The organism is Archaeoglobus sulfaticallidus PM70-1 (assembly GCF_000385565.1).
Classification (GTDB): domain Archaea; phylum Halobacteriota; class Archaeoglobi; order Archaeoglobales; family Archaeoglobaceae; genus Archaeoglobus_A; species Archaeoglobus_A sulfaticallidus.
The window spans coordinates 635,960-648,969 of sequence record NC_021169.1 but is presented as its reverse complement, the minus strand read 5'-3'; the positions used below and the strand labels follow the sequence as shown (position 1 = coordinate 648,969).

The 13,010-nt window shown below is 46.7% G+C and carries 11 protein-coding genes; all 11 read left to right on the top strand.

The features are described from left to right. Positions 1 to 60 precede the first annotated feature (60 nt). The 11 genes from ASULF_RS03485 (at position 61) to rpsJ (ending at position 12,993) form a co-directional block, all read left to right on the top strand. Complete coding sequence (locus tag ASULF_RS03485) at positions 61 to 1,590, top strand: DNA-directed RNA polymerase subunit B'' (protein WP_015590321.1); 1,530 nt, start codon at positions 61 to 63, stop codon at positions 1,588 to 1,590. A 29-nt stretch (positions 1,591 to 1,619) separates the two neighbouring features. Next, positions 1,620 to 3,431 (top strand): DNA-directed RNA polymerase subunit B, encoded by a 1,812-nt coding sequence (rpoB, locus tag ASULF_RS03480; protein ID WP_015590320.1) that lies wholly within the window; start codon positions 1,620 to 1,622, stop codon positions 3,429 to 3,431. A gap of 39 nt (positions 3,432 to 3,470) precedes the next feature. Beyond that, on the top strand, positions 3,471 to 6,101 hold the full coding sequence (locus tag ASULF_RS03475; protein ID WP_015590319.1) for a DNA-directed RNA polymerase subunit A': 2,631 nt from the start codon (positions 3,471 to 3,473) through the stop codon (positions 6,099 to 6,101). A gap of 5 nt (positions 6,102 to 6,106) precedes the next feature. After that, positions 6,107 to 7,243 carry a DNA-directed RNA polymerase subunit A'' gene (gene rpoA2, locus ASULF_RS03470; RefSeq protein ID WP_015590318.1) on the top strand — a complete coding sequence of 379 codons (1,137 nt, stop codon included), beginning with the start codon at positions 6,107 to 6,109 and terminating at the stop codon, positions 7,241 to 7,243. Between the two features lie 16 nt (positions 7,244 to 7,259). Continuing rightward, complete coding sequence (locus tag ASULF_RS03465) at positions 7,260 to 7,547, top strand: 50S ribosomal protein L30e (RefSeq protein WP_015590317.1); 288 nt, start codon at positions 7,260 to 7,262, stop codon at positions 7,545 to 7,547. Positions 7,548 to 7,604: 57 nt separating this feature from the next. Further along, positions 7,605 to 8,024 (top strand): NusA-like transcription termination signal-binding factor, encoded by a 420-nt coding sequence (locus ASULF_RS03460; protein WP_015590316.1) that lies wholly within the window; start codon positions 7,605 to 7,607, stop codon positions 8,022 to 8,024. A gap of 13 nt (positions 8,025 to 8,037) precedes the next feature. After that, positions 8,038 to 8,466 carry a 30S ribosomal protein S12 gene (locus ASULF_RS03455; RefSeq protein WP_015590315.1) on the top strand — a complete coding sequence of 143 codons (429 nt, stop codon included), beginning with the start codon at positions 8,038 to 8,040 and terminating at the stop codon, positions 8,464 to 8,466. A 4-nt stretch (positions 8,467 to 8,470) separates the two neighbouring features. After that, positions 8,471 to 9,055, top strand: a complete 585-nt coding sequence (locus tag ASULF_RS03450) for a 30S ribosomal protein S7 (RefSeq protein WP_015590314.1) — start codon at positions 8,471 to 8,473, stop codon at positions 9,053 to 9,055. A gap of 11 nt (positions 9,056 to 9,066) precedes the next feature. Beyond that, positions 9,067 to 11,253: an elongation factor EF-2 gene (locus ASULF_RS03445; protein ID WP_015590313.1), complete on the top strand. Its 2,187-nt coding sequence runs from the start codon at positions 9,067 to 9,069 to the stop codon at positions 11,251 to 11,253. 116 nt (positions 11,254 to 11,369) lie between these two features. Then, positions 11,370 to 12,641 carry a translation elongation factor EF-1 subunit alpha gene (tuf, locus tag ASULF_RS03440; protein ID WP_015590312.1) on the top strand — a complete coding sequence of 424 codons (1,272 nt, stop codon included), beginning with the start codon at positions 11,370 to 11,372 and terminating at the stop codon, positions 12,639 to 12,641. Positions 12,642 to 12,672: 31 nt separating this feature from the next. Continuing rightward, the gene (rpsJ, locus tag ASULF_RS03435) at positions 12,673 to 12,993 is read left to right on the top strand and encodes a 30S ribosomal protein S10 (RefSeq protein ID WP_015590311.1); all 321 of its coding nucleotides are present in this window, start codon (positions 12,673 to 12,675) and stop codon (positions 12,991 to 12,993) included. Positions 12,994 to 13,010: the final 17 nt, after the last annotated feature.

Below are 13,010 nucleotides of genomic sequence, written 5' to 3'. Positions count from 1 at the left end.
GACTGATTTTTTCATGCTTAGCTGTGCTTGTGGAATTATAAAATTTGAAGAGGTGTTGTGATGTTAGAAAGAAGAGTTCTTGCAAGGGCTTATTTCACCCATGAGAGGCTTGTAAAACATCAGATAGACTCATTCAACCGATTTATCGAAGAGGGTTTGCAGAGAGTGATAGATGAACAGAGGATTATCGAACTTGATATCCCAGATACATATGTAAAACTGGGCAAGATCTGGGTGGATAAACCAATAATAAGGGAAGCTGATGGTTCAGAACCTCCATTAGTTCCATCAACCGCTCGATTGAGGAATTTAACCTATGCAGCGAAAATACAGCTGATAACACAGGTTATCGACGAGGGCAGGGAGCTTGACGAAGAGGTTGTAACAATCGGAATGATGCCGATAATGGTAAAGTCCGAGAAGTGTAATTTACACCCGGACAACATCGACGAGGCTCTTGAGAAGCTGAGATATCCGATTCTATCAACCTATGAGGAGAAATTAACACTTCTTGGTGAGGATACTCTCGATCCCGGTGGCTACTTCATAATCAACGGGAGTGAGAGGGCTTTAATGACCCTCGAAGATCTCGCTCCCAACAAGATTTTGCTTGAAAAAGAGGAGAGATATGGAGAGAGTATTGAGATAGCAAAGGTATTCAGCCAGAGGTCTGGATACAGGGCTCTTGTTGTTGTGGAAAGGAGCAAGGGAGATATTCTGGAGGTTTCCTTCCCTCAGCTTCCAAAGACAATTCCGTTTGTAACTATGATGAGGGCTCTGGGTGTTGAAACAGATCAGGAAATAGTCACGATGGTAAGTGAGGATCCCGAGATAATGAAGTTCTTGCTCGAGAACCTTGAGGATGCCGAAGTTGAAACTCAGGAGCAGGCGATAGAGCTCATTGGAAAGAAGGTAGCTCCAGGACAGAGCAAAGAGTACAAGATAAACAGGGCAAATCAGGTGATAGACCAGTACTTCCTGCCCCATCTGGGCACAACTCCAGAGAGCAGGAGAGCTAAAGCCTTCTTCCTCGCAAGGATGGCTGAAGCTGTGCTTGAGCTGGCATTGGGCTTGAGAAGAGAGGACGACAAAGACCACTACGCCAACAAGAGGCTCAAGCTCGCAGGAGATTTGATGGAAGAGATATTCAGAGTTGCATTTTTGAGGCTAATAAAGGATGTCAAGTATCAGCTTGAGAGGGCTAAAGTCAGGGGGAGACCGCTCAAAATGAGCACTGCAGTGAGAAGTGATGTGCTCACAGACAGGATAATGCATCCAATGGCCACAGGTAACTGGGTTAGAGGAAGGACGGGTGTTTCACAGCTCATAGACCGTCACAACTATCTCTCAATCATCTCACACCTGAGGAGGGTCATATCTCCGCTTTCGAGATCGCAACCCCACTTCGAGGCAAGAGATCTGCATCCAACCCAGTGGGGAAGGATCTGTCCAAGCGAGACACCAGAAGGTCCAAACTGTGGACTGGTTAAGAACTTCGCCCAGTATGCTGAGGTTAGCGTCGGAACCGATGAGAAAGAAGTTATAAGCACGCTGTACGAGCTTGGTGTTGAACCAATAAGGAGGGTTTGATCATAATTTGATCATATCAAGGTGATTTTATGAAATCGAGAGTGTATGTAAATGGAGCCCTGATAGGATTTCATGAGGATGGCAAAAAGCTTGCCGAACATATAAGAAGATTGAGGAGGGCTGGAAAGATATCAACTCAGGTTAATGTCGTATATTATGCCGACTCCAACGAGGTTAGGATAAATACGGATGCTGGAAGAGCGAGAAGACCGCTGATAGTTGTGAGAAATGGCGAACCGGCAGTCAAGGAAGAGCACATCGAACTTCTGAAGAGGGGAGAGATTAGCTTCGAGGATCTTGTCAGCATTGGTGTTATAGAGTATCTGGATGCTGAAGAAGAGGAGAACGCATATATCGCTGTTAACGAAGAAGAGTTAACCCCTGAACACACACATTTGGAGCTCGATCCGGCTTTGATTGTTGGAATCTGTACCGGATCGATCCCATACCCGGAGCACAATGCATCACCAAGAAACACGATGGGTGCTGCGATGATAAAGCAGAGCCTCGGCATACCCTACTCCAATCTTCACTGGAGGGCTGACACCAGAGGTCACCTGCTTCACTACCCGCAGATACCCATAGTCAGAACTGATACACAATCAGAGATAAAGTTCGATGAGAGGCCTGCAGGCCAGAACTTTGTAGTTGCCGTTATCAGCTACGAGGGATACAACATCGAGGATGCTCTGATCTTCAACAAGGCAAGCATAGAGAGGGGACTTGGAAGGAGCCACTTCTTCAGAACCTATGAGACTGAGGAGATGAGGTATCCTGGTGGGCAGGAGGACAAGTTCGAGATTCCCGGAGCAGATATCTCGGGCTTTAGAGGTGCCGAGGCTTATGCTCACCTTGATGAGGATGGACTCGTTTTTCCTGAAACAGAAGTTGGCCCGGATGATGTTCTGATAGGCAAAACCTCACCACCGAGATTCCTGGAGGAGCCAACAGAGCTAGGTATATCTCCTCAGAAGAGAAGGGAGACCTCGATCACGATGAGGAGTAACGAGAAGGGAATCGTTGATAGAGTGTTCCTCGCCCAGTCGGAGAGTGGATCGAAGCTGGCGAAGGTTAGAGTTAGAGACCTCAGAATCCCAGAGCTTGGAGACAAATTCGCTTCACGCCACGGACAGAAGGGAGTTATCGGTTTAATAGTTCCTGAAGAAGATATGCCGTTTACGGAGAGCGGAATAGTTCCTGACATGATAATCAACCCGCATGCTATTCCATCAAGAATGACTGTAGGACATGTGCTTGAGATGATTGGAGGTAAGGTCGGATCCTTAGAGGGTAGGAGGGTTGATGCGACCATATTCTACGGAGAGAAGGAGAAAGATCTGAGAGCAGCACTGAAGAAGTATGGCTTTACACATACATGCAAGGAAGTCATGTACGACGGCATCACAGGCAAGAAGTTCACCGCGGACATATTCGTTGGTGTTATATACTACCAGAAGCTCTACCACATGGCTTCGAGCAAGATACACGCGAGAAGCAGAGGCCCGGTTCAGGTGCTGACGAGACAGCCAACAGAGGGGAGAGCCAGAAAGGGTGGTCTGAGGTTTGGAGAGATGGAAAGGGATGTTCTGATAGGACATGGTGCAGCGATACTGCTGAAAGACAGGCTGCTCGAGGAATCCGACAAGGTTGAGGTCTATGTCTGCGGAAACTGTGGACATGTGGCAACCTACGACTACAGAAAGCGTAGCGCGTACTGCTATGTCTGCGATGATGACAGCAACATACACAAGGTCGAGATGAGCTATGCATTCAAGCTTCTGCTTGATGAGCTCAAGTCAATGATGATTGCTCCAAGGCTTGTTCTGGGAGATAAGGCATAAAGGGAGAATAAGACATAAGATGTGTTAAGAGGTGTGGTTATGATTCCAAAAAGAATAGATTCAATCAGGTTTGAAGTTTTGAGTCCCCAAGAGATCAGAAGGATGAGTGTAACGAAGATCATTTCCTCAGAAACATACGATGATGACGGTTTTCCGATCGAAGCTGGTTTGATGGATCCTAGACTGGGTGTAATCGACCCGGGATTGAGGTGTAAGACCTGTGGAGGAAAAGCAGGAGAATGTCCCGGACATTTCGGGCATGTAGAGCTTGCAGCTCCGGTTATACATGTTGGATATGCAAAGCTGATAGCAAAATTACTAGCCTCAACCTGCAGAGAATGTGGAAGGGTCCTTTTACCCGATTCCAAGAGAGATAAATTTATAGAGGAAATTGAGAGGAGAAAGAGCCTGAATCAGGATTATGAAGATGTTGTCAAGGAGGTTTTCAGGATAACAAAAGCTGCCAAGAAGTGTCCGCACTGCCATGCAGATCAGTTCGACATAAAGTTCGACAAACCAACATTCTTCTATGAAGGAGATCACAGGCTGACGCCAAAGGATGTAAGGGAGAGGCTTGAGCGAATTCCGGATTCCGACCTGCCAGTTTTTGGAATGAATCCCAAGGCGGTAAGGCCGGAATGGATGGTTCTGACTGTTCTCCCCGTCCCACCAGTCACAGTTAGACCATCAATAATCCTCGAAACCGGGCAGAGGAGTGAGGATGATTTAACACACAAGCTCGTTGACATTATCAGGATAAACCAGAGGTTCATCGAGAACAAGGATGCCGGTGCTCCGCAGCTGATACTCGAAGACCTGTGGGAGCTACTGCAGTACCATGTCACCACCTACCTGGATAACGAGGTGAGCGGAATTCCTCCCGCAAGGCACAGAAGCGGGAGGCCGTTAAAGACGATCGCCCAGAGGTTGAAAGAGAAGGAAGGAAGGTTCAGAGGGAGCCTCTCAGGAAAGAGAGTCAACTTCTCAGCAAGAACCGTAATCAGTCCGGATCCCAACCTGAGCATAATGGAGGTTGGAGTGCCAATCTCAATTGCTCAGGAACTGACCGTTCCAATCTTCGTTACGGAGAAGAACATAGATGAGGCGAGAGAGTACATACTGAGAAAGGAGCATCCGAAAGCTAACTATGTCATAAGAAGCGATGGCAGGAGGATAAGGGTTCTAGATTTGAATGCTGAGGAGATTGCCGAGAGGCTCGAGCCGGGATGGATTGTTGAGAGACAGCTCAAGGATGGAGACATAGTTCTGTTCAACAGGCAGCCCTCATTACACAGAATGAGCATCATGGCCCACTATGTCAGAGTCCTGCCCTACAAGACATTCAGGTTGAATCCAGCTGTCTGCCCGCCATACAACGCTGACTTCGATGGAGATGAGATGAACCTCCATGTTCCCCAGAGCCTCGAGGCTCAGGCTGAAGCGAAGGTGCTGATGGCTATTCAGGAGCATATCCTTTCACCGAGGTTTGGAGGGCCGATTATTGGAGGTATCCATGACCATATCAGTGGTCTGTATCTGCTCACCAGAGGAGAAAAGAAGTTCACGAAGGAGGAGGTCATATATCTCACGAGGAGGCTCGATGTTGGGGAAATTCCTGAGCCAAAAGAGGATGGCTACTGGACCGGAAAGCAGATCTTCAGCATGATCCTGCCGAAGGACATATCACTGGAATACAAAGCCGAGATCTGCCAGGGATGTGCAGAGTGCAAGGGAGAGGACTGTGAGCACGATGCCTATGTCATTATAAAGAAGGGAGAACTGATAAAGGGAACCATAGACGAAAAGTCCGTTGGAGCTTTCAAGGGAATAATCATCGACGAAATTATGAGAAAATACGGCCCAGAGGAGACGAGGAAGTTCATAGATAACATGACACAGCTATCCATAAGAGCTATAATGAATGCGGGCTTCTCATTCGGAATCAGCGATGAGGAGATTCCAGAAGAAGCGGTTGCACAGATCAGAGAGGTGCTGGATGAGGCTGAAAAGAAGGTTGATGAGCTGATCGAGCAGTACAAGCAGGGGAATCTCGAACCAATGCCGGGAAGAAGCATTGAAGAAACCTTGGAGATGAAAATCATGCAGGAACTGGGAAGGGCGAGAGACAAGGCTGGAAACATAGCGAGCAAGTATCTTGGTATGGACAACTCGGCCGTGATAATGGCCGTCAGTGGAGCGAGAGGTTCGATGCTCAACCTGACCCAGATGGCTGCGTGCATCGGGCAGCAGTCGGTCAGAGGTGAAAGGATAAAGAGAGGCTACACCTACACCAACAGAACCCTTTCCCACTTCAAACCCGGAGATCTTGGCTCAAGAGCGAGAGGTTTTGTCAGGAGCAGCTACAAAGAGGGGTTGAACCCGATTGAGTTCTTCTTCCACGCCGTTGGAGGTAGAGAGGGTCTGGTAGATACTGCTGTAAGAACATCCCAGTCAGGATACCTGCAGAGGAGGCTTATCAACGCGTTGCAGGATCTGAAAGTTGACTATGATGGGACTGTGAAAGAACAGACATCCAATGTTATTGTTCAGTTCAAGTATGGAGAGGATGGCGTGGATCCAATGAAGAGCTTTAGAGGTAAGGCTGTGGATGTTAAGAGGATAATTAAAGAGGTTCTTGGCGAAGAGGTTGCCGAGGCTAAAGAGGAGTGATCGGTATGAAGTACAAAGATATTCTCGACAAGTATCCCTTCCCTCAGAAAGTTAAGGAGGAAATTAATGCGGAACTTGAGAGGCTGAATGTTAACAAGACCAAGGCCAAAAAGGTTGTTGAGAGATGTTTTGAAGCTTACCTCAAGAACCTTGTTGAACCGGGGGAGGCTGCAGGAATCGTGGCTGCACAGTCAATAGGAGAGCCGGGAACCCAGATGACGATGAGAACCTTCCACTACGCTGGAGTTGCGGAGATAGATGTTACCCTCGGTCTGCCAAGACTCATAGAAATAATGGATGTCAGAAAGAACCCATCAACTCCGATGATGACGATAAGGCTGAAAGATGAATACGCCAAGAACAGGGATAAGGCGAGGGAGGTTGCCAACAGGATTGAGGCAACATATGTGACAGATATCGCCGAGATATTAACAGATATAGTCAACATGAGGATTATCATCAAGCCAGACACGCATGCAATGGAGAGAAAACAGCTTACGCTGGAAGAGATCAAAAAGAAGCTTGAAAAGAATCTGAAGGTTGAGGTTGAGGAGGAGGAAGGAAACCTCGTGATTCAGATCAAGGAGCCATCGTACAAAACGCTGATGAACACTTTCGACAAACTGAAGAAGACCGTATTAGTAGGAATAAAGGAGATCAGGAGAGTCATCATCAGAAAGGAAGATGATGAGTATGTGCTGTATACAGAGGGTTCGAACCTCAAAAAAGTTATGAAGATCAAGGGTGTTGACTTCACGAGAACGACAACAAATAATATATATGAAATATATGAGGTTCTGGGTATAGAGGCAGCAAGAAATGCTGTAATAAATGAGGCTAAATCAACGCTTGAAGAGCAGGGTCTGGAAGTGGATGACAGGCACATAATGCTCGTCGCAGATGCGATGACATCTGATGGCGAGCTGAGACAGGTTGGAAGGCATGGTGTTGCTGGCGAGAAGAGGAGCATACTTGCGAGGGCTGCATTCGAAATGACCGTCAACAACCTCCTCGATGCAGCAGTAAGAGGAGATGTTGATAAACTGAATGGAATAACGGAAAATATAATTGTCGGACAGCCGATCAAACTCGGAACGGGTGATGTGGAATTAATTTCAAAGATTGGAAAAAATTTAATTTGAGTCGGAGGGATGAAAAATGAAGATCGATGTGGATAAGGCTTTGAGAAGAGCTTTAAACACAGGAAAAGTGTATTTGGGATCGAAAAGAACGATCAAGGCTCTGAAAAAGGGTGATGCAAAGCTCGTGATAATGGCAAACAACTGCCCGGAAGAGATTGCTGAGAAATTGAAGCAGTTTGAGATTCCGGTGATCACCTACAACGGCACAAATATTGATCTCGGAGCCACATGTGGAAAGCCGTTCAGCGTTTCAATGCTTGCAATAATAGAGCCAGGAGAATCAGAGATTCTCAACATAATCTAATTTTTGTTTTGTTTGAGATGCTTGAAATTTGATTAACGATTAAAAGAGGATGAGAGAATGGGACTCAAATTATCCACTGAAAGCATAAGGTTTTTAACCCTTTTTGAGAGCTTAACGGGTGCGAGTGTTAAAGATTGTCTGGTTCAGGAAGATAAGGTCGTTTTTGTTGTAAAGAAAGGAGATATGGGCACTGCAATCGGAAAGGGCGGAATAAATATAGAGAGAACAAGAGAAATCATAGGAAAGAAAATAGAAGTTGTAGAGTATTCCGATGATCCAGTTGAATTCATAGTAAACATTTTTAAACCGATCAATATCACGGTGAAGATACAAGAAAAGGATGATAAAAAGATCGCAATAATAAATGTGAACCCCCAGCTCAAGGGGCTTGTGATCGGGAAGGGAGGTAAAAACATAAATAAGGCAAAGGAACTTGCCAAAAGACATCACAATATTGAGAGTATAATTGTGAAGTAGCAGGTGATCGAATATGGGTAGAGGCTTGTTCGCAGGGAAGAAGCTTATTGAGCAAAAGAAGAAGTTCAGGTGGAGCGATAAAAGGTATGTAAGGAGAGTGCTCAGGCTGAATGTGAAATCTGATCCCTTAGAGGGTGCACCGATGGCTAGGGGCATAGTGCTGGAGAAGCTTGGAGTTGAGGCAAGACAGCCAAACTCAGGTATCAGAAAGGCCGTGAGGGTTCAGCTGATAAAGAACGGTAAGCAGATCTCAGCATTCACGCCGGGAGATGGCTCGATAAACTTCATCGATGAGCACGATGAAGTAGTGGTGGAAAAGATAGGCGGACGAATGGGAAGGAGTATGGGTGACATCCCGGGAATCAGATACAAGGTCATCAAGGTGAACAATGTTTCCCTCAAAGAGTTGTGGAAGGGCAGGAAAGAGAAACCACTGAGGTGAAAAAATGACATACGGGTTTACGAAAGAAGAACTGCTCGTTTTCGGAAAGTACGATCCCGAAGAGGTTGAGATCAGTGATCCAGCTCTGAAGAACTACATCTCATTAGAGCCGAGGTATGTCTATCACACCCATGGAAGGCATTCCAAGATCCCGTTCGGAAAGAGGAAAGTCTTCATCGTTGAGAGGCTAATAAACAAAGTCATGAGAAAGGAGAAGAATACAGGTAAGAAGATCCTCGCTTACAATATCGTCAAATCCGCCTTTGAGATTATTGAAAAGAAGACCAAAAAGAATCCTCTTCAAGTGTTGGTTGATGCTTTGATTAATGCTGGCCCGAGAGAGGAGATAGTCAGGCTGAAGTATGGAGGTATCGCTGTTCCAAAGTCAGTTGATACCTCAAGTCTCAGAAGGCTCGACATAGCCCTGAGAAACATAGCTGAGGGAGCCAGAAAAGCGAGCTTCAAATCCAAGAGGAGTATAGAAGCATGCTTAGCTGATGAAATTATTTCTGCAGCAAATAACGACAGTAAGAGTTTTGCTGTAGCAAAGAAGGAAGAAATTGAGAGAGTAGCTAAGAGTGCAAGATAACGGTGGTAGCCATGGCGAGAGCAAAGAAAATGATTGATAAGATTCAGGAATTGATGTACAAGCCTGAGAAGATCAGGAACATGGGTATTGTCGCTCACATCGATCACGGTAAGACGACGCTGAGTGACAACCTCCTTGCTGGAGCAGGGATGATAAGCGAAGAGCTTGCCGGAAGGCAGCTCTACCTTGACTTTGACGAACAGGAGCAGGAGAGAGGTATAACAATCAACGCCGCAAATGTCTCGATGGTTCACAACTACAAGGGTGAGGAATACCTCATCAACCTGATCGACACTCCGGGGCACGTTGACTTCGGAGGAGATGTTACAAGAGCGATGAGGGCTGTTGATGGTGCTATAGTTGTTGTTGATGCTGTTGAGGGTGTGATGCCCCAGACAGAGACCGTCCTGAGACAGGCGTTGAGGGAGAATGTAAAGCCCGTTCTTTTCGTCAACAAGGTTGACAGGCTGATAAAGGAGCTTGAACTCAGCCCGGAGGAGATGCAGAAGAGGCTCATCGATGTAATAAATGAAGTTAACAAGCTGATCAAGGCTATGAAGCCAGAGAGATATGATGAGTGGAGACTGGATGTAACCAAAGGCAGCGTCGCATTCGGTTCAGCCCTGTATAAGTGGGCTGTCAGTGTACCCGCTATGAAAGAAACTGGAATAGGATTTAAAGAAGTCACAGAATACATCAAAGAGGGCAAGGTTAATGAACTGTCCAAAAAATCGCCACTCCATACTGTAGTGCTTGATATGGTCGTAAGACATCTGCCAAATCCATTGCAGGCACAGAAGGACAGAATAAAGGTTATCTGGAAGGGAGACATCGAGAGCGAAGAAGGTAAAGCGATGATTAAATGCGACCCCAAGGGGCCCGTAGCATTAATGATAACCAAGATAATCGCTGATCCGCATGCCGGTGAAATTGCCGTTGGAAGGCTGTTCAGCGGAACGATAAAGAGTGGAATGGAGCTTTTCGTTGTTGATAGAAAGGCCAAGAACAGGATACAGAATGTTGGTCTTTTCATGGGTCCGAAGAGGGTTGATGTCCCAGAGATTCCAGCAGGAAACATAGTTGCTGTTGTTGGATTGAAGGATGCTGTGGCTGGTTCAACCTGCACGAACAAGGAAGGATTCATACCATTCGAGTCAATAAAGCATGTCAGTGAGCCTGTGGTTACGATGGCTATTGAGGCAAAGAACCCGAGAGATCTGCCAAAGCTGATCGAGGTTCTTAGGGCTATAGCCAAGGAAGATCCGACATTACAGGTTACGCTCAATGAGGAGACTGGAGAGCATCTGCTGAGCGGTATGGGTGAGCTGCATCTCGAGGTTACCGTCGAGAAGATAAGGAGAGACAAGAACCTCGAGGTTGTTACATCACCGCCAATAGTAGTTTTCAGAGAGACCGTAACAGCCACATCACCAACAGTCGAGGGGAAGAGCCCCAACAAGCACAACAGGTTCTACATCGTTGTTGAACCGCTCCCACCAGAGATCATTCAGGCGTTTAAGGAAGGCAAAGTGGATATGAAAATGGACAAGAAAGAGAGAAGGAGAATCCTCGAAGAGCTCGGACTCACAAAAGAGGAGGCTGCTGGTATCCAGGAATACTACGAAGGAAACATCTTCACGGACGTGACGAAGGGTATCCAGTATCTGAACGAAACAATGGAGTTAATTCTTGAGGGATTCAGAGAGGCTATGAGGGCTGGCCCACTGGCGAGAGAGCCTGTTATGGGTGTCAAGGTAAAGCTCGTTGACTGTAAACTCCACGAGGATGCTGTGCACAGAGGTCCCGCTCAGGTTATTCCTGCAGTGAGATCGGCAATATTCGCTGCCATACTGCAGGCCCAGCCAACACTGCTTGAACCATACCAGAAGGTGTTCATATCAGTCCCGCAGGACATGCTCGGAAGTGTTTCCAGAGAAATTCAGGGCAGAAGAGGACAGATCATGGAGATGAAGACTGAAGGAGATATGGTTACTGTCGTTGCCAAGGCTCCAGTCAAGGAGATGTTCGGATTTGCTGGAGACATTAGATCTGCTACTGCCGGAAAGGCTATATGGAGCACAGAGCTTTCAGGATTCGAAGAGGTCCCACAGGGAATGGTTGAATCCTTCGTGATGGAAGTCAGGAAAAGAAAGGGTCTGAAGCTCGAAATACCGAAGCCAGAGGATTTCCTATCCTAACCTTTTTTATCGTGCGTGATTAGAAGGGTAGTGAAAGTTTTATATATCCTGTTATCGAAACCGATTGGAAAAGATAGGGAGAAGATTTGTAAAGAATTTAGGAGGAGGATGGTACTATGGCGAAGGAGAAAGAACACATCAATATTGCCATGATCGGGCATGTTGACCATGGAAAGAGCACATTAATTGGCAGATTGCTTTATGAGGCGGGAGAGATTCCGGAGCACATTATAGAGAAGTACAGGAAAGAGGCACAGGAGAAGGGTAAGGCTACATTCGAGTTCGCTTGGGTCATGGACAGGCTCAAGGAAGAGAGGGAGAGAGGTATCACAATCGATGTCGCTCACAGAAAGTTCGAGACGGATAAGTACTACATCACAATCGTCGATTGTCCAGGGCATAGAGACTTCATCAAAAACATGATCACAGGAGCCTCACAGGCTGATGCAGCTATTCTCGTTGTGGATGCCAACGATGGTGTACAGGCTCAGACGAAGGAGCATGTGTTCCTTTCAAGAACGCTCGGTATAAACCAGCTCATCGTTGCGATAAACAAGATGGACAAGGTAAACTACGATCAGAAGAGGTTTGAAGAGGTTAAGGAGCAGGTCTCAAAGCTCATAAGGATGGTAGGTTACAAGCCAGATGAGGTTCCAATGATCCCAACATCCGCATACAACGGAGACAATGTCCTAAAGAAGTCCGATAAGACTCCTTGGTACAACGGTCCAACAATCTTCGAGGCGTTCAACGCCCTCAAGGCCCCAGAGAAGCCAGTTGACAAGCCATTGAGAATCCCGATTCAGGATGTTTACTCAATAAGCGGTGTCGGTACGGTTCCAGTAGGCAGAGTCGAGACAGGTATTCTGAAGGTCGGTGATAAGGTCATATTCCAGCCCGGTGGCTCGAAAGGAGAGGTAAAGAGCATTGAGATGCACCACGAACCGATCCCACAGGCCGAGCCAGGAGATAACATCGGTTTCAATGTCAGGGGTGTTAGCAAGAACGAGATCAGGAGAGGAGATGTCTGCGGACATGTTGACAACCCACCAACAGTCGTCAAGGACTTCACCGCACAGATTGTTGTCCTTCAGCACCCAACAGCAATTACAGTTGGTTACACACCGGTTGTTCACGCCCACACAGCACAGGTAGCATGCAGGTTTGTAGAGTTGCAGAAGAAGATCGATCCAAGGACCGGTCAGGCCAAGGAAGAGTACCCACAGTACCTCAAGACTGGTGATGCAGCAATAGTCAAGCTTGAGCCAACAAGACCAATGGTCATCGAGAAGGTCAAGGAGATTCCACCGCTCGGCAGATTTGCCATCAGAGACATGGGTCAGACCGTTGCTGCTGGAATGGTTCTCGATCTGACTGAGAAGGTCTAATTTTCTATATTTCTTTTTTTGAGGGTCTCTTATGGCAATTAAGGGATACAAGGCAAGGATAAGGCTTTCAGGACTCAATCCAAGTGATCTCGACAGAATATGCAACCAGATCAAGGAGATCGCAGGAAAAACAGGGGTTGAAATTAGTGGGCCTGTGCCGCTACCAACCAAGAGGTTGGTGGTTCCCGTCAGAAAGGCTCCTGACGGCGAGGGTTCAGAGACCTACGACCACTGGGAAATGAGGATTCACAAAAGGCTTATAGACATCGCAGCGGATGAGAGAGCTTTGAGGCAAATAATGAGGATACAGGTTCCAAAGGATGTTAATATCGAGATTGTTCTCGAAACCTGATTTTCTTTTTTAAAGTA

Excerpts from the sequence above, each read along its gene's own strand:
- ASULF_RS03485 (WP_015590321.1), top strand. The coding sequence starts at position 61 with ATGTTAGAAAGAAGAGTTCTTGCAAGGGCTTATTTCACCCATGAGAGG.
- rpoB (WP_015590320.1), top strand. The coding sequence starts at position 1,620 with ATGAAATCGAGAGTGTATGTAAATGGAGCCCTGATAGGATTTCATGAG.
- ASULF_RS03475 (WP_015590319.1), top strand. The coding sequence starts at position 3,471 with ATGATTCCAAAAAGAATAGATTCAATCAGGTTTGAAGTTTTGAGTCCC.
- rpoA2 (WP_015590318.1), top strand. The coding sequence starts at position 6,107 with ATGAAGTACAAAGATATTCTCGACAAGTATCCCTTCCCTCAGAAAGTT.
- ASULF_RS03465 (WP_015590317.1), top strand. The coding sequence starts at position 7,260 with ATGAAGATCGATGTGGATAAGGCTTTGAGAAGAGCTTTAAACACAGGA.
- ASULF_RS03460 (WP_015590316.1), top strand. The coding sequence starts at position 7,605 with ATGGGACTCAAATTATCCACTGAAAGCATAAGGTTTTTAACCCTTTTT.
- ASULF_RS03455 (WP_015590315.1), top strand. The coding sequence starts at position 8,038 with ATGGGTAGAGGCTTGTTCGCAGGGAAGAAGCTTATTGAGCAAAAGAAG.
- ASULF_RS03450 (WP_015590314.1), top strand. The coding sequence starts at position 8,471 with ATGACATACGGGTTTACGAAAGAAGAACTGCTCGTTTTCGGAAAGTAC.
- ASULF_RS03445 (WP_015590313.1), top strand. The coding sequence starts at position 9,067 with ATGGCGAGAGCAAAGAAAATGATTGATAAGATTCAGGAATTGATGTAC.
- tuf (WP_015590312.1), top strand. The coding sequence starts at position 11,370 with ATGGCGAAGGAGAAAGAACACATCAATATTGCCATGATCGGGCATGTT.
- rpsJ (WP_015590311.1), top strand. The coding sequence starts at position 12,673 with ATGGCAATTAAGGGATACAAGGCAAGGATAAGGCTTTCAGGACTCAAT.